Origin of the sequence: Bradyrhizobium sp. WSM471 (assembly GCF_000244915.1) — a bacterium.
Lineage (GTDB): Bacteria > Pseudomonadota > Alphaproteobacteria > Rhizobiales > Xanthobacteraceae > Bradyrhizobium.
The window spans coordinates 5072335-5088087 of record NZ_CM001442.1; the positions used below are offsets into that span (position 1 = coordinate 5072335).

Consider the following 15753-nt stretch of genomic DNA (forward strand, 5'->3'; position numbering starts at 1 on the left):
TGGCGACGCCAAGTTTTTCGGCCAAGCCCCCAGGACAGTAACTTTTCCGCTACCCGGCAATGCCGGCCTTATGTCCGACGTGCTGCCACAAGCGAGCACTTCGCCTGATCGGCATTCACGTTGACGAAACCGACAGGAATGCGCGCAAAAGTCTTGCGGCTCTTCATGCCGACAGGGTCCGTTAGAACGCGGCTGCGGTCGGTGAGATGACTCCCATCGCGCCGCGCAAAAGCGCAGACGATCTCGACATCCTTTACGGCATAGTCGTTGTCGTTGCGCAGCGTGAGCGTCACCAACGCCTTCGAGCCAAGGCCGCCGCGGCGCCACGTCTGAGATGAAATCCTGATCCGACCGAGTTCGGCCATTGTCGGAATCTGAGCTTCGGAAGGCGGCGACGCGGCGGCCGCATCGCCCGAAGACGCAGTCTCGACCGCCGCCACCTCAGACCTCACCGGTTCGGCGCTGTTGCCTTTGGCAAGAGGGAGCAGCATCCAGATGCCGCAACCGACGATGATGGCCGCCAACAGCCACAGCAGGCCTCGCGCAAATGAAACGCTCGCTATCGTCACCGCCCGCGCCAGTCGCTCGCCGGTTCCGGCGAGACGCCCTATCCCGATGCGGTCAAACCCAGCGTTCATGGTTGCCTCACCGATCGCGGCGGAAGCACGTTCGACAACGGATTCGGCCACTGCTTACCTTAATCCGGAAGACGAACTAAGGTTCCCGCGCAGCTGTCGAGTCGGCAAGGGCGGTGGCGGTCACCGGCCGAGGCCGCTAACATGCGCTGCAACATCAAGACCCGTCGGGAGAACATGAAATGCCAATCGTCACTTGGGATCACGTCCATCTGCGCAGCCCTGATCCGGAGGCCACGGCGGCCTGGCTGCGGGACATCCTTGGTGGCGAGATCATGCAAGCGCCCGGACGGATTGACGTGAACCTCGGCGGCGCAAGGATCTTCATTGCGCCACTCGAGCGCGACAACGCGGTCCACCCGCCGCCGCCGCACCCGCATCAGGGCCTCGACCATTTCGGTCTCACGGTGAAGGACATCGATGCCGTCGCCGCCGAGATCAAGGCCAAGGGCGTCACCTTCACGCGCGAACCGACCACGATCCGCCCCGGCGTGCGCATCTGCTTCATCCGCGGCCCCGAAGGCATCTCCATCGAGCTGCTCGAGCGCGACAAGAAATACACCTGACACGGCGCGCGCCGCATCGGCTCACCGGGCGACGTTGCCGGCCCGCGTGCCTAAGTCATGCTGCCGGGCATGAAGCAGCGGACCGCGACGCCCATGTAGCCGTAGATCGGCCAGACCATGGTGCGCCCCACCCGGTTCGGCTCCGAGATCACGGCCTCCTCGGGTACGTCGACCCAGACGAGCTCCTGCGGTCGGCCGTCAATCACGTAGCCATAACGCGGGACGCGGACCCGATAGTGCCCGTCCTTGCTGTCCCAGTCGGTGTCCGAGAGCGCCGAGCCGTCGGCATCGGAGCAACAAGGCCCCTTGCCGCTTCGCAGTCCGTCGAACCAGGCTTTCAATTCGGCATTGGTGTTGACGAACTGGCCGCGGTCGCGCGCGTGCCCGAAGGGGGCTGCGAGTGCGATCAGCGCCAGGGCGCAAGCGAGGCTCGCCACGCTTCGCCAGCGTGCCGCGCCGCCAGTCCGCCGTTGTCGTGTTTCGCAAATCGTGGGACGCACACTGTACAGACGCGGCTTCTCGCCGCCGGAATCGATCCAGTTGCTCACGTTTGTCTTGCTCCAGCACCCCGCGGCCAGTGCAACAATGGTTATGCATTTCGCGGGCCAACTTGATTCGCAACGACTGGCCTCGCTTCATGATCAGACCGTCATGGCGGTGTCATAGACAAGCCGGGACAACTACGGCTCACGGGCAGGCTCGCAAGGCCGGCGGCCAAACTCCCGCGTTGCGTGGCCGCATCCCCTTTGGCATAAATGCCCTACCGGTTGCGCCATTGGGCGATGGCGGCCGGCCTCGGGACGTTATGAAGAACGGCCTCTATTCGATTCACGTGAACCTGCTCGATGGTCGGGTCGGCAAGGGCAGCGGCGTGATTCTTTTTCGCGACGGCAAGATTCTTGGCGGCGATGCCTACCTCTATTACACCGGCAGCTACACGGTGAAGGACAACACCTTCAAGGGCGAGGTGCTGGTCCAGCGTCACACCTCGCCGCGGGGTGACGACAATCCGCTGTTCGGCGGCCCTGCCGCGGTCGGCATCGGCGTCAGCGGCACCTTCACGGAGACGCGCGGGGACATGATGGGCACCGCGCTGGTCGGCAAGGCCAGCCAGATTTTCGGCGCGACGCTGCACAAGCTTGCAGAGGCCGACTAGAGCTTCGGTTCTGATCGAATCAACCAAAGCTCTCAATTGTTGTTTCGACGCGCTTTCTTCACACGGACCGGCATCCAATTCGCTCGAGAACGCTCGAGCTATTCCGCGGCCTGCTCGAGGGGCGCCACGCGCGGCAGGATGATCTGGATACGCGTGCCGCTGCCCGGTTCGGAATCCAGATCGAGCCGTCCGCCGAGCCTGTTTGTGACGATGCTGTAGACGATGTGCAGCCCGAGGCCGGTGCCGCCCTGGTCGCGGCGCGTCGTGAAGAACGGATCGAAGGCACGACGGCGGACGTCGAGCGACATGCCGCAGCCATTGTCGGAGAAGATGATCTCGACATTGTCCTTGCCGGACTCGCGCACCTGGATGTCGATGGTCCCCGGCCGGCCGTCCGGGAAGGCGTGCGCCACCGCATTGAGAAACAGATTTGTCAGCACCTGGCCGTACGGTCCCGGATAGCTGTTCATGGTCAGATCAGGCTGGCACTCGACATTGAGCGTCAGATTGTGCTTGCGAAGGCCCGGCCGCAGACTCATCACTACCTGCTCGGTGAGGTCACCGAGATCGAAGCTGCGCTGGTCCGAATAGTTGCGGTCGGCGGCGACCTGCTTGAACGACTGGATCAGCTCGGCGGCGCGATTGAGATTGGAGACGAGCTGCGAGGACGCGTCGCGGCTGGTGTGGAGGAAGTCGTTGAGCGTGGAGCGGCGCAGCTCGCCCCGCTCGACCTCGGCGGTGAACATCGCGGTCTTGCGCTCCAGCGCGGAGGCGACCGTGAGGCTGATGCCGACGGGATTGTTGACTTCGTGTGCGACGCCGGCGACGAGGCGCCCGAGCGCCGCCAGTTTCTCCGCCTCGATCAGCGAGGCCTGGGTCTCGCGCAGATTGCGCAGCGCGGTCTCGGCGGATTCCTTGGCTTTCCTCATCTCCTGCTCGCCGCGCTTGCGCTCGCCGATGTCGAGCGCCACGGTGACGATCCGCTCGATCTCGCCTTCTGCATCGAGCAGCGGCAGCTTGTTGACGAGCCATTGCCGCATGTGGCCGGAAGAATCAATGTACTCCTCTTCGTAGAAGCCGAGACCTTTTCGCAGCGTCAGTACGCGCTTGTCGCTCTCGTCGGACTTCGCCGCGCCGTAGCGCGACATCAGGTCGGCCGTGGTGCGGCCGAGCGCATCGCCGGGCTCGATGCCGAAGATGCCGGCCATGTAACGGTTCATCAGCACGTAGCGCAGGTCGCGGTCCTTGACGTTGATGACCGCGGGCACGGTGTCGATGACCTGCTGGAGCAGGCGCCGTCCTTCGGCGATGGCGTCTTCCGCGCGCTTCTGGTCGGTGATGTCGCGCAGCGTGCCCTCGTAGCGGACGATGTTGCCGGCCTCGTCGCAGACGCCGGTGGCACTGTCGGACAGCCACAGGATGTCGCCGCCGCGCTGGCGCACCTGGTATTCGAACTCGCGCACCATGCCGTCGCGTGCCATCAGCCGCTGATATTCGACGCGCGCCTCGGGATTGACGTAGATGGTATGGGCGATGTCGTTGATGCTGTCGATCAGCTGCTGCGGGCTATCATAGCCCATCATCCGCGCCAGCGCCGGATTGGCGTTGAGGAGGTCGCCGGCCGGCGTCGTGACGTAGATGCCGTCGACCGAGCCCTCGAACAGTTTCCGGTAGCTCTCTTCCGCGAGGCGCTGCTCGGTCAGTGCGCGCACCGCCGCCTCGCGCGCCGTGTCGGCCTCCTCCAGCGCGCGGCGGAACACTTCGGCCGCGCGTGCGATGTCGCCGATCTCATTGTCGAGGTCGGCGGACGGGATCGAGGTGTTCTTCTCGCCGGCTGCGAGCGCGCGGATCGACCGCGCGATCTGGGCGAGCGGACGGACTGTCCGCCGCACCACGAAGCCGGCCGCGAGAATGCCGATCAGCACGCCGATGGTACCGAGCACGATGCTCTGCCAGCGCGCCTCCGTCAGCGTGCGGGCAAAGTCGCGCGACAGCACGTGACCGCGCCGGGCACTGACCTCGCGCAGCAATTCGGTGACCCGGCCGATCAGCCGGCCCTCCGTTCCCAGCACCTCGCGATCGATGTCGGCGATCTGCCGTTCACGGACAGCGACCGCGATGATGGCCTCGGCGTAGTCGTTGACGGCCGATCTGAGCTTGGGATCAGTGACGCCCATCGCCCGCATGCTTTGGGCCGCCTGCTCGGCCGCAGACGGGTTGCGCGCAAGCAACCCGAGCGCAATCCGGCTCTGCGCTTCCGACAGGCGGGACGCCAGCTCTCGGTCCGCGGTGCCGGAGACAGCCGCGTCGAACTGGTCGCGGAGCGGCGGCAGGCCGGCAAGCAGCTGGGCGCGGCGATCGATCAAGGTCGAGATCCGCTCCAGGCCGCTGCGATAGGTCGCAAGCCGCTCGCTGACGCCGTCGATCATATCCTGCTGCTCGGGCACGAGCTCGATGCGGGTCTTCTTCAGGATGTCGCTGAGCGTCGAGGCCGCCTCGCCCACCTGCTTGAACTGGATGCCGGCGCCGGGATCGGTGACGAAGTCGCGCGCGGCGAGCCGCAGCTCGTTCATGCGGCGGTCGATGTCTTCGGCGAGGTCGCCGACGCTCTGCAGCCGCTGCAGCTCGGCGAAGGTCGTGTCGATGTGCCGGATTGCGATCACGCTCGCGGTCGAGGTGACGATGATCACCGCCAGCACCAGAAGGAAGCTGCCGAAGGTGAGCTGGCCGATGGAGAGCGAGAATGTTCGCTTTTTCTCAGGGGTCGGCGTCAATTCAGCGGACATTGGTAATGTGAGGACCCGGCTATTTGAGCTCCAATATACGACGTATTGCGGTCCCGGGGGAACATGCCTCTCGCCGCCGAATATCCTTAATATTGAAGCCCTGCCGCCCTCCTTGGCCCGGTTCTATGACGTTTTGACGCCGGCCGGCCGCCGGGCCGGGATGGTCATGGCGGCGACGCCGAGGACGACGCAGGCAAGGCCGATCCAGGCGGTCCGGCTTAGGGTCTCGCCGAGGAAGGCGACGCTGATGGCGACCCCGATCGGCACGCGGAGATAGGCCTGCGCGGTGGTGCCGACCGAGCCCAGGGTCTGGATCAGGCGGAAATAGATCACGAAGGCCGCGGCGGTCGAGAAGGTTGCCAGCGCGAGCAGTGCCAGCACGGAACTCAGCGAAGGCGACAGTGTCCAGGGCTGCTCGACGATAACCGAGGCCGGGATCAGCGCCGCTGCCCCCGCCAGCAAGGAGCCGGCCGCGGGCGCCATGGGATCGAGGCCCTTGAAGCTGCGACCGAAGATCGCGGCGCAGGCGTAGCAGATGGTGGCGGCAACGATGGCGGCCTCCGCGACGAGGCCGCTTCCGACATCATGGATGGCATCGACGCCGACGATCAGCAGGATGCCGGCCATGCCGGCGACCACGCCGATCAGCTTTCGCGGTGTCGTCGCCTCGTGACGCGTCACAACGGCCGTGAGCAGGAAGGTGAAGATCGGGCCGGCCGAGTTGAGGATGGTCGCGAGCGCGGCATCGACGTGGCGCTCGCCCCAGGCGATCAACGTCCAGGGGATCACGCTGTTGAGCACGGCCTGGAAGGCAAAGAGTTGCCAGGTCGCGGCATCCGTCGGCATCCTGATGCCCCGCGCCCACATGATCGCGAGCAGCAGCAGGCCCGCAATCGTGGTGCGCGCCGCGATCAGCGTGATCGGCGGAATGGTGGCGACGCCGAGCTTGATGAAGGTGTAGGAGCCGCCCCAGAGCGTCGCGAGCGCGAGCAGCAGCGCCAGCTCGACGGCGATGTTGTTGTCCTGCCGATTGTCCTGCCGGTTGGCCATATCGCGCGTCCCGTCCCGTTGTCAGGGACGGAACCTAGCGCGTCTGCCCTCGCCAATACTTCGTTTTGTATCGAAGTGTCCTAGCCGATCGCACCGACCTCGAACACCTCGCCGTCATAGCCGGCCTCGCGGGGAATGCGGAGCTGACGGCCGGTTTCGGTCTTGGTCATGACAGGCATCACCGTCACGACGGACATGCCGCGGGCGTGCTCGAGCGCGGCGCTCACGCTCGACTGCTTGGCGAGCCGGATCAAATTGCGCGTGGTCGGGAACGGCAGCTTGAAGCGGCCGCTCTCGCCGCCCTCCACCGCCTCGCGCGGCGAGACCCAGATCGAGTCGGTGGATTCCCTGCCGTCATGGGCGCCGAGCTGGTCAGGCGGTGCCGCCGCAAGGAAGAACCAGGTGTCGAAACGTTTTGGCATGCCCTCGGGCGTAATCCAGTGCGCGTAAGGCACGAGCGTATCGAGCGCGAGCTGAAGTTCGTTGTCGGCCAGAATGCTCAGAAAGCTGATCTTGTGCTCGTTGAGCGCGACGCGATGCGCCTCCGCAATCTCGCCGGCGCGCCTGGCATCGACCGGCGTGCCCGAATCCTTCGACCGCGCCAGCAGGATGCCGCTTTCCTCAAAGGTCTCGCGGATCGCGGCGATCCGAAACCCGCGGTCCGCTTCGCTCAGGCCCTCGCCGCCCGAATACAAGTCGGAGCGCTTGACGATCTCCTGATCACCGGCATCGACGCTGCCGCCGGGAAACACCAGCGCGCCCGAATTGAACTCGATCTGATGATGGCGGACCATCATGAATACTTCAATTTCGTCGCGGCTCTTGCCGTCGACCTTCGCGCCGTCGCGCAGCAGGAGGATCGTCGACGCAGGGCGTGATGCTGATGCCTCGGCCATTCGATTAACCTGCGGCGCTGGATTGCGGGCCGAGATTGGCGCGCTTGTCGACGCGGGCGACGCGCGACAGCAGGTACTCGACCTCTGCCTTCGCCGCCGGCGTGATGGTGGCGCCGGGCTTGCGCTGGGCGCTGGAGGCGATGATACCGCGCTTCTGCAGCACGTATTTGCGCACGGCAAGACCAGCGCCGGGCTGCTGCTCGTAGCGGATCAGCGGCAGATGTGCGTCGAACAGATCATGGGCGGCGTCGCGCTTGCCTTCCTTCGAAAGGCGCACGACGTCGATCAGAAGCTCGGGGAAGGCATAGCCGGTCATGGCGCCGTCGGCGCCGCGCTCCATCTCGAAGTCGAGAAAGAGCCCGCCATTGCCGCAGAGGATCGAGAGCGGCCGCAGCGAGCCGTCCTTCTGGAAATTGCGCAGCGCCGAGATCTTTTCCAGCCCCGGCCAGTCCTCGTGCTTGAGCATCACGCAGTTCGGATTGTCGGTGACGATCTTGCGGATCACGGCGGGGGTGAACACCACCGACAAGGTCAGCGGATAGTCCTGGAGCACCCAGGGCACGTCGGGGCCGATCGCCTCGGCTGCCTGCTTGTAATAACCGATGATCTGGTCGTCGGTCCGCAACGACGGCGGCGGCGCGATCATCACACCGGCTGCACCGGCCTCCATCGATGCCTTCGCCAGCGAGCGCATGGTGGCAAAACCCGGCGCGGAGACGCCGACGATCACCTGCATCTTCTTGGCGCGCTTGATGAAGCGTACCGCCACCTGCTCGGCCTCGGCGGCATCGAGCTTCGGCGCCTCACCGAGGATCCCCAGCACCGTGACGCCGTCGCAGCCGACCTCCTCGTAGAAATCGGTTAGGCGGTCGATCGAGCGCTCGTCGATCCGGCCGTCATCGTGGAACGGCGTCGGCGCGATTGCGAAGGTGCCCTTGGCGTCGGCGGTGAGTTTCATTGGGTCTCTCTTCCTCGGTCATTCCGGGGCGTGCGAAGCATGAGCCCGGAATCCATTTATCTGCTGCGCGTGCTTTACCATGGATCCCGGGCTCACGCTTCGCGTGCCCCGGGATGACGGCCTGTCAAAACCGCCGCGCTCCCATCTTGATCTGCTCTTCGGAGAAGAAGATCTCCTCGGCATGATCGGCGATGTCGCGGGCGTTCCAGCCCGTGTGCGGCGGCTTCCAGCCGTCCATTTCCATCATCCGCATTTCGCGCACGCCGCGGGGCCCGGACACGCCCAGCACCTTGCCGGTCTGGTCGCCGGACAAGTCGCTCACCATGTATAGCACGGCCGGCGCGATGCCGTCCGGCCCCAACGCCGCGCCGGGGTTCTCCTTATAGCGGGGCAGGTCTGCGGTCATGCGGGTCAGCGCGCCCGGTGCAAGCGTCCAGATCCGGATGTTGTATTTGCGGCCCTCGATCGCCAGCACGTTGGACAGGCCCCAGATGCCGCCCTTGGCCGCGCCGTAATTGCTCTGGCCGAAATTGCCGATCAGGCCCGAGGTCGAGGAGGTGTTGACGATGACGCCGCCGCCGTTTTCCCGCATCCAGCGAAACACCGGCATGGTGCAACAAAAGGTGCCCTTCAGATGCACCTTGATGACCTTGTCCCAGTCGGACTCAGAGGCCTTGGCGAAGGTCTGGTCGCGCAGAATGCCGGCATTGTTGACGAGGATGTCGGCGCGGCCGAAATGCTTGATGGCGTCGTCGAACACCGACTGGCCGCCTTCCATGGTGGAGATGTCGGCACCATTGGCGACCGCCTTGCCGCCCTCGGCCTTGATCGCATCCGCCACGAGCTGCGCCATCGATGTGTCGGCGCCGGAGCCGTCACGGGGACCGCCGAGGTCGTTGACGACGACGGAGGCCCCTTCCCGCGCGAACAGCTTTGCGTAGGCCTCACCGAGTCCCCCGCCCGCGCCGGTGATCAGCGCAACCTTGCCGTCGAGTAGTCCCATGGTGGCGTCTCCCTGGTTTCTATTGTCATTCCGGGGCAGCGCGCAGCGCTGAACCCGGAATCCGGAGGTTGTAGCGCGAGATTCCGGGTTCGCGCTTCGCGCGCCCCGGAATGACAGCGGAGGCTACGCCAACACCGTCTTGCCGTTCTTGATCACGGTGACGCCGCGCGACTTCACCTTGGCTTCGAACGAGATCACGCTGCCGTCCTTCCAGAGGTCCATGGTCACGGTCTCACCGGGATACACCGGCGAGGAGAACCGCGCGACGTGCTGACGGAAGGCGGAGGCGTCGTAGTCGGCATAGGTCTGGAGCACGCCGCGGCAGGTGATGCCGTAGGTGCACATGCCGTGCAGGATCGGGCGCGGGAAGCCGGCCTTCTTCGCGAATTCGGGATCGGAGTGCAGCGGGTTGCGGTCGCCGCAGAGACGATAGACCAGCGCCTGGTCGGGGCGCGTGACGATGTCGATGGTCCTGTCGGGTGCGCGCGAGGGGATCTTGTGCGGATCCGGCTGGGTCAGGTTCGGCCCGCCAAAGCCGCCATCGCCGCGGGCGAAGCGCGAGGCAACCAGCGTCGCCAGCTTCTCGCCCTTCTCGTTCTTGAGCACGGTCTGGTGGCTGATGACGACGCCCTTTTCCTTGCCCTTGTCGTAGACTTCGACCACGGAGGAATCGGCGGTGATGTGCGCGGCCACCGGCAGCGACTGGTGGAAGGTGATGTCGCGCTCACCATCCACCACCATCACGCGGTTGAGGTTCATCTCGCCGGGCCCTGCGCCCCATGCGGCAACGGACGCAAAGGTCGGCACCACCTTGAGCGGCCGCGGCGTCAGCGTGCCCTCGTTGACAAAGGCTAGCTCGTTTTCGTCCATCGGATCAGCGCCGAGCCCGATACCGTAGGCGTAGAGCATCACTTCGCGGTCGGTGTAGGCATATTTCTGGCCGAGGTTTTTGAGGCCTTTGAGTTCGTCGTATCTGGCGGACATTTTTGCTGTTTTCCTCCCCGTGGTGCTCATCCTCATGGTGAGGAGGCGCTCTTGCGCCGTCTCGAACCATGAGGATGCCCGAAACGCTTTCTTGTCGTGGCCATCCTTCGAGACGCTTGCTTCGCAAGCCCCTCAGGATGAGGACCGCCCTACGCCGGCGTAAAGAACGGCAGCGGCGCGCCGTCGGTCGGCTTGAACACCACCTTCACCTTCTGGCCGATCTTCAACGTCGTCAGATCGCAATCGACGAAATTGGTCTGGAGCGACGGCCCCTCCTTCAGCGTGACGTAGCCGATCGCGTAAGGACCGGTCGGCGACTTCCGCATCAAGCTGTAAGTGTAGATCGTGCCTTCGCCCGAAGACTCTTCCCACACCGTCTTGTCGGAGTAGCAGAACGGGCAGATCGCGCGTGGGAAGTAGTGCGCCTCGCCGCAGGCGGTGCAGCGCTTGATCATGAACTTGCCCTGCTTGGCGGCGTCCCAGAACGCGGCAGTTTCGGGGTTCGTCACCGGCGCCGGATATTTCTTGGCTTCGCTCATCACACGCGCTCCAGAATGGCAGTCGAGGCGGCGTGGCGGACGCCGAGCAGGCCGCCGGTGCCGTGGGCGATGGCGAGATCGCAATTCTTGACCTGCACCTTCGGATGCGCCTCGCCGCGCAGTTGCCGCACGGCCTCGAGAATCTTGGTCATGCCGCCGCGGTTGACAGGATGGTTGCTGCAGAGACCACCGCCATCGGTGTTGAACGGCAGCTTGCCCACCCCCGAGATCAAATTGCCGTCGGCGACGAACTTGCCGCCCTCGCCTTTCTTGCAGAAGCCGAGGTCCTCAAGCTGCATCAAGACGGTGATGGTGAAGCTGTCGTAGATCGAGGCGTATTTGATGTCCTTCGGCGTGATGCCGGCCTCCTCGAAGGCACGCGGGCCGGACCAGATGCCGGCGGAGTAAGTGAGGTCGAGATCCTTGCCGCCGCGCGGGCCCTTCATCGCCTCACCGTGGCCGATCAGTCTGACCAGCGGCTTCTTCAGGCTTTTTGCGATCTCGGGCGTGGTCACGATCAGCGCGCCGCCGCCGTCGGAGACGACGCAGCAATCCATGCGGTGCAAGGGATCGGAGATCATCGGGGAGTTCAGGACATCCTCGACGGTGACGACGTCCTTCAGCATCGCATGCGGATTGTATTGCGCGTGGTGCGAGGCCGCGACCTTGATCCAGGCGAGCTGCTCGCTGGTGGTGCCATAGTCGTGCATGTGGCGCATGGCACACATGCCGTATGCATTGTGCGTGGTCGCGCCATAAGCCGTCTCGAAATCGGCTTCCGCGCCGGCCGCGCGCGGCGGCATCGCGCCGGTGCGCGGCTTGCCGGCCAGCGTGATCAGCGCGATCGAGCACTTGCCCGCGGCGATCGCTTCAGCGGCGTGGCCGAGATGGATGATGTAAGAACAGCCGCCGGTCTCGGTGGAATCGACATGGCGGAGTTTCTTGGTGTTCAGGCCGAGATAATCGACCATCGGCCAGGCGCCGCCCGGGGCGTCGCCCGCGCAGAAATAGCCGTCGACATCGTCCTTGCTGAGCCCGGCATCCTCGATCGCGCCTTTGGCGACCTCGGCATGGAGCTGCGCGGTGGATTTGTCCGGTGCATGCCGGGTCGGGTGTTCGTAGATCCCGGCAATGTAGGCCTTGCCCTTGATGGTCAAATAAGGTCTCCGCTGGCGTGTCTCACTTCCGGTTTTTTCTGAACCGCTGCTGCCCTGTTGGCAAGCGCGGAAATATTCCGCCGGGCGAGAGGGCAGCGGGTTCGCGCAAGTGGACGGTGCGGTCGGAGCGCCTCTGCTTCCGGAGCAGTCATTGCGAGCGCAGCGAAGCAATCCAGGAATCTTTCCGCGGACGCATTTCTGGATTGCTTCGCTGCGCTCGCAATGACGGGAACGACGGGCAGAACCTTAAAGGTGTTTTGCCCGACGGCACAAGTAATTTCGTTTTATCGAAAAACCCTTTTTCGCGAAAACAACCCCATGCACAGTAGAAGGGTGGTTGATTTCCAACAGGAATTTGGTGGGTGGATTAGCGACCCCCACCCCACAAATTCTACTCCGCCGCGATCTGCCTCGGCGCGGGCGGCGGGTTGGCCAAATCGGCGGCGAGCTGGGCGTAGCGGGCCTTGGCGTCCGCGACGGCCTTCTCCTTCACTGGGCCGTAGCCGCGGATGCGGTCGGGCAACGACAGCAGCTCCACCGCGGTGTCGATCGTGAGCGGCGACAGCAGGCCGAGCACGGTGGCGACGTCCTTCTCGTAACCTACGATCAGGTCGCGTTCGAGCTTGCGGTCGGCGCTACGACCGAAGATGTCGAGCGGCGTACCGCGCAGGAACTTGAATTTCGCCAGCACGCGGAACACCGGAAGCATCCACGGGCCGAACGCGCGCTTCTTCGGGCGGCCGAGCGCATCGACGCCCCTGCTGAGAATAGGCGGCGCCAGATTGAAGTTGAACTTGAAGTCGCCTTCGAACTGATCGCGGAGCTGCTTTTCGAACGCACCGTCGGAGTAAAGGCGCGCGACTTCGTATTCGTCCTTGTAGGCCAGCAGTTTGGCGTAGTTGACCGCAACGGCGCGCGTCAACGCCTCGTCATAGCCGCCCTGCCTGGCGGCGTCGCTGACCTGGTCCACCAGCTTGCGGTAGCGCTTGGCCAGCCGGCCGTTCTGATAGGCGGTGAGATGCCTGGCGCGATGCTCGACGAGCTCGTCGAGCGTCATGGCGTCCAGGGTCCTGGGCGCAACGGCCTCATCAGTTCCCTTCAGCATGTCGGCAAGTCGTGCGGGATCGGCGACGGCGAGCCGGCCGAGCCTGAACGCTTCCTTGTTCATCTTGATCGAGACGCCGTTGACCTCGATCGCCTGCTCGATCGCCTCCGCCGATAACGGCAAGAGGCCCTTCTGATAGGCATACCCCATCATCATCATGTTGGTGGCGATGCTGTCGCCGAGGAGCTGCTCTGCCGGCTTGGTGAAGTCGAAGAACACCGAGTCCTTGTGCAGCGCGGTTTCCAGCAACCCATTCAGCTTGCGGGTCTGGAAGTTGAAATCGCGATTGAGGACGAAGTCGGCGGTCGGGATGACGTGGCTGTTGATGATGCCGCGGGTGCGGCTGCTGTCGCAAAGCGAGATGGTGTCCTTGGCAACCGCGACCACCTCATCGGCGGCGAGCACGACATCGGCCGTGCCGGTGACGATGCGCGAGCAGGTCACCTCGGCCGGATGATCGGACAGACGGACGTGGCTCAGCACCGCCCCACCCTTTTGCGCCAGGCCCGACATGTCGAGGATCATCGAGGCCTTGCCCTCGATATGGGCGGCCATGCCGAGCAGCGCGCCGATGGTCAGCACGCCGGTCCCGCCGACGCCGCCGACCGCGATGTTGTAGGGCTTGTCCAGGTTCGGGCGCGATGCCGGCTCGGGCAGCGCGCCGATATCGCCAACGCCCGCCGGCGCGCGCTTGCGCATCTTGCCGCCGTCCACGGTGACGAAGGACGGGCAAAAGCCTTTGACGCAGGAATAATCCTTGTTGCAGGTCGACTGGTTGATGGCGCGCTTGCGGCCGAACTCGGTCTCCAGCGGCTCGACCGAAATGCAGTTCGACTGCACCGAGCAATCGCCGCAGCCTTCACACACCGCGGGATTGATCAGCACACGGCGCGCCGGATCTTCCATCGTGCCGCGCTTGCGGCGGCGGCGCTTCTCCGCGGCGCAAGTCTGCACGAAGACGATCGCGGACGCGCCCTTGACCTTGCGCAACGTTTTCTGGACCGCGTCGAGCTCGTCACGATGCGCTGTCTTGACGCCGGGCGCGATCTCGTTCGCCGGATAGGCGTCGGGATTTTCGGAGACCAGATAGATCTCGCGGATGCCTTCGCTGTGGAGTTGGAAGGTGATCTGCTGCGGCGACAATTCGCCGTCGACATGCTGGCCGCCGGTCATCGCGGTCGCGTCGTTATAGAGGATCTTGTAAGTGATGTTGGCGCCGGAGGCGATCGCCTGGCGGATCGCGAGGCTGCCGGAGTGGAAATACGTGCCGTCGCCGAGATTGGCGAACACGTGCTCTTCCTTGGTGAAGGGGGCAACGCCGACCCACGGCACACCCTCGCCCCCCATGTGTGTGAAGGTCTCGGTGGAGCGATCCATCCACAGGGCCATGAAGTGGCAACCGATGCCGGCAAAGGCGCGACTGCCTTCGGGCACCTTGGTCGATGTGTTGTGCGGGCAGCCGGAGCAGAAATACGGGGTGCGGGCGACAGGCGCGGTCGCCTGCATTTGCGACGCCTGGCGGCCGTTGAACCAATCGGCCTTGGCGCGCAGCATCGTTGCAATTTCGGGATTGAGATCAAGTCGAAGCAGACGCTCTGTGAGCGAACTCGCCAGCGAGGCGACGCTGAGTTCTTCGGCAAAGGGGAGGAAGCGCTTGTCGTGGTCGTCCATCTTGCCGATGATCCGAGGACGGACGTCGTCGCGCCAGTTGAACAGCTCCTGCTTCACTTGGTTCTCCACGATCTCGCGGCGCTCTTCGATGATGAAGATTTCCTCGAGACCCACGGCGAACTGCCTGACGCCTTCCGGCTCCAGAGGCCAGGGCATGCCGATCTTGTACAATCGAAGCCCGATCTTGGCGGCGACCTCGGGCGTGATGCCGAGCTCGCGCAGTGCTTGCCGGATATCCTCGTAGCTCTTGCCGGACGCCATGATGCCGTAGCGGGCGTTCGGCGAGTCCATGGTGATGCGATTGACCTTGTTGGCGCGCGCAAAGGCGATCGCGGCAAAGCCCTTGTAGTCCTGCAGGCGGCGGTCCTGGGCGAAGCGGTCGTCGGGCCAGCGCAGATTGAGGCCGCCTTCGGGCATCTCGAAATCGGTCGGGATCACGAACGGCGTCATCTCGTCGGTGAGGTCGATCTCGGCGGTGGTCTCCACCGTCTCGGTGATCACCTTCATGCCGACCCAGCAGCCCGAATAGCGCGACATCGCAATACCCAGAAGGCCCATCTCGATCATTTCGTGGACGCTCGACGGGTAGAGATAGGGCATGAGCGCCGACATGAAGGCGTGGTCGGATTGATGCGGGACCGTTGAGGATTTTGCGCCGTGGTCGTCGCCGGCCAGACACAGGACGCCGCCGTTCTTGGCGGAGCCCGCGGCATTGCCGTGGCGGAAGACGTCGCCGCAGCGATCGACGCCGGGGCCCTTGCCGTACCAGATGCCGACCACACCGTCATACTGCGCGCCGGGCGAGAGGTTGAGCTGCTGCGAGCCCCAGACCGCGGTCGCGGCCAGGTCCTCATTCACGCCGGGCTGGAACTTGATGTTGTACTGCTCGAGATGCTTGCGCGCGGCGAACAGCTGCTGGTCATAGCCGCCGAGCGGCGAGCCGCGATAGCCGGAGATGAAGCCCGCGGTGTTCAGCCCCGCGGCACGGTCGCGCCGGATCTGGGCCATCGGCAGGCGGACCAGGGCCTGAATGCCGGTCGTGAAAATATGTCCGGTGTCCTGGGTGTATTTCTGATCGAGACTGATCGGACCCTGGTTGATGCCCATTATGTCCTCTTCCGCCCTTTTGAGCGCTTGGCTGCTTAAGCCGTTGCCTGCCCGTTGTTTTTAGCTAGGGCGCGCCGACCATTTCCGCCACTCTATGTCGGATATTTCACGCTCCGCATCACAATTCTGGACCAAAGGCA

Annotated in this window: 13 protein-coding genes; 2 read left to right on the plus strand and 11 right to left on the minus strand. The window is 64.6% G+C overall.

The window, feature by feature from the left end; genetic code table 11:
* Positions 1–68: 68 nt before the first annotated feature.
* Entirely contained in the window at positions 69–638 is a 570-nt protein-coding gene (locus BRA471DRAFT_RS22795) for a hypothetical protein (RefSeq protein ID WP_007611516.1), read from the minus strand.
* A 179-nt stretch (positions 639–817) separates the two neighbouring features.
* On the opposite strand from BRA471DRAFT_RS22795, the gene BRA471DRAFT_RS22800 reads away from it, so the two are divergent.
* The gene (locus tag BRA471DRAFT_RS22800; protein ID WP_007611517.1) at positions 818–1201 is read left to right on the plus strand and encodes a VOC family protein; all 384 of its coding nucleotides are present in this window, start codon (positions 818–820) and stop codon (positions 1199–1201) included.
* A 50-nt stretch (positions 1202–1251) separates the two neighbouring features.
* On the opposite strand, the gene BRA471DRAFT_RS22805 is transcribed toward BRA471DRAFT_RS22800, so the two are convergent.
* Complete coding sequence (locus tag BRA471DRAFT_RS22805) at positions 1252–1749, minus strand: hypothetical protein (RefSeq protein WP_007611518.1); 498 nt, start codon at positions 1747–1749, stop codon at positions 1252–1254.
* Between the two features lie 257 nt (positions 1750–2006).
* Here BRA471DRAFT_RS22805 and BRA471DRAFT_RS22810 point away from each other — a divergent pair, with 257 nt between their 5' ends.
* A complete protein-coding gene (locus BRA471DRAFT_RS22810; protein ID WP_007611523.1) occupies positions 2007–2357 on the plus strand; it encodes a GrlR family regulatory protein in 351 nt (116 codons plus the stop codon).
* A gap of 98 nt (positions 2358–2455) precedes the next feature.
* Here BRA471DRAFT_RS22810 and BRA471DRAFT_RS22815 read toward each other — a convergent pair whose 3' ends face one another.
* The 9 genes from BRA471DRAFT_RS22815 to BRA471DRAFT_RS22855 all read right to left on the minus strand — a co-directional run bounded on the left by BRA471DRAFT_RS22815 (position 2456) and on the right by BRA471DRAFT_RS22855 (position 15613).
* Complete coding sequence (locus BRA471DRAFT_RS22815; protein WP_007611525.1) at positions 2456–5143, minus strand: PAS domain S-box protein; 2688 nt, start codon at positions 5141–5143, stop codon at positions 2456–2458.
* 123 nt (positions 5144–5266) lie between these two features.
* Positions 5267–6193, minus strand: a complete 927-nt coding sequence (locus BRA471DRAFT_RS22820) for a DMT family transporter (protein WP_007611528.1) — start codon at positions 6191–6193, stop codon at positions 5267–5269.
* An 80-nt stretch (positions 6194–6273) separates the two neighbouring features.
* Positions 6274–7089: a hypothetical protein gene (locus BRA471DRAFT_RS22825; protein WP_007611530.1), complete on the minus strand. Its 816-nt coding sequence runs from the start codon at positions 7087–7089 to the stop codon at positions 6274–6276.
* A 4-nt stretch (positions 7090–7093) separates the two neighbouring features.
* Positions 7094–8047: a dihydrodipicolinate synthase family protein gene (locus BRA471DRAFT_RS22830; protein ID WP_007611531.1), complete on the minus strand. Its 954-nt coding sequence runs from the start codon at positions 8045–8047 to the stop codon at positions 7094–7096.
* 124 nt (positions 8048–8171) lie between these two features.
* On the minus strand, positions 8172–9050 hold the full coding sequence (locus BRA471DRAFT_RS22835; RefSeq protein ID WP_007611532.1) for an SDR family oxidoreductase: 879 nt from the start codon (positions 9048–9050) through the stop codon (positions 8172–8174).
* 123 nt (positions 9051–9173) lie between these two features.
* A complete protein-coding gene (locus tag BRA471DRAFT_RS22840) occupies positions 9174–10034 on the minus strand; it encodes a MaoC family dehydratase (protein WP_007611534.1) in 861 nt (286 codons plus the stop codon).
* 149 nt (positions 10035–10183) lie between these two features.
* Complete coding sequence (locus BRA471DRAFT_RS22845; RefSeq protein WP_007611535.1) at positions 10184–10573, minus strand: Zn-ribbon domain-containing OB-fold protein; 390 nt, start codon at positions 10571–10573, stop codon at positions 10184–10186.
* Complete coding sequence (locus tag BRA471DRAFT_RS22850; RefSeq protein ID WP_007611536.1) at positions 10573–11730, minus strand: thiolase domain-containing protein; 1158 nt, start codon at positions 11728–11730, stop codon at positions 10573–10575. The genes BRA471DRAFT_RS22845 and BRA471DRAFT_RS22850 overlap by 1 nt, the downstream gene beginning before the upstream one ends.
* 391 nt (positions 11731–12121) lie before the next feature.
* Positions 12122–15613: an indolepyruvate ferredoxin oxidoreductase family protein gene (locus BRA471DRAFT_RS22855; protein WP_007611537.1), complete on the minus strand. Its 3492-nt coding sequence runs from the start codon at positions 15611–15613 to the stop codon at positions 12122–12124.
* Positions 15614–15753 lie beyond the last annotated feature (140 nt).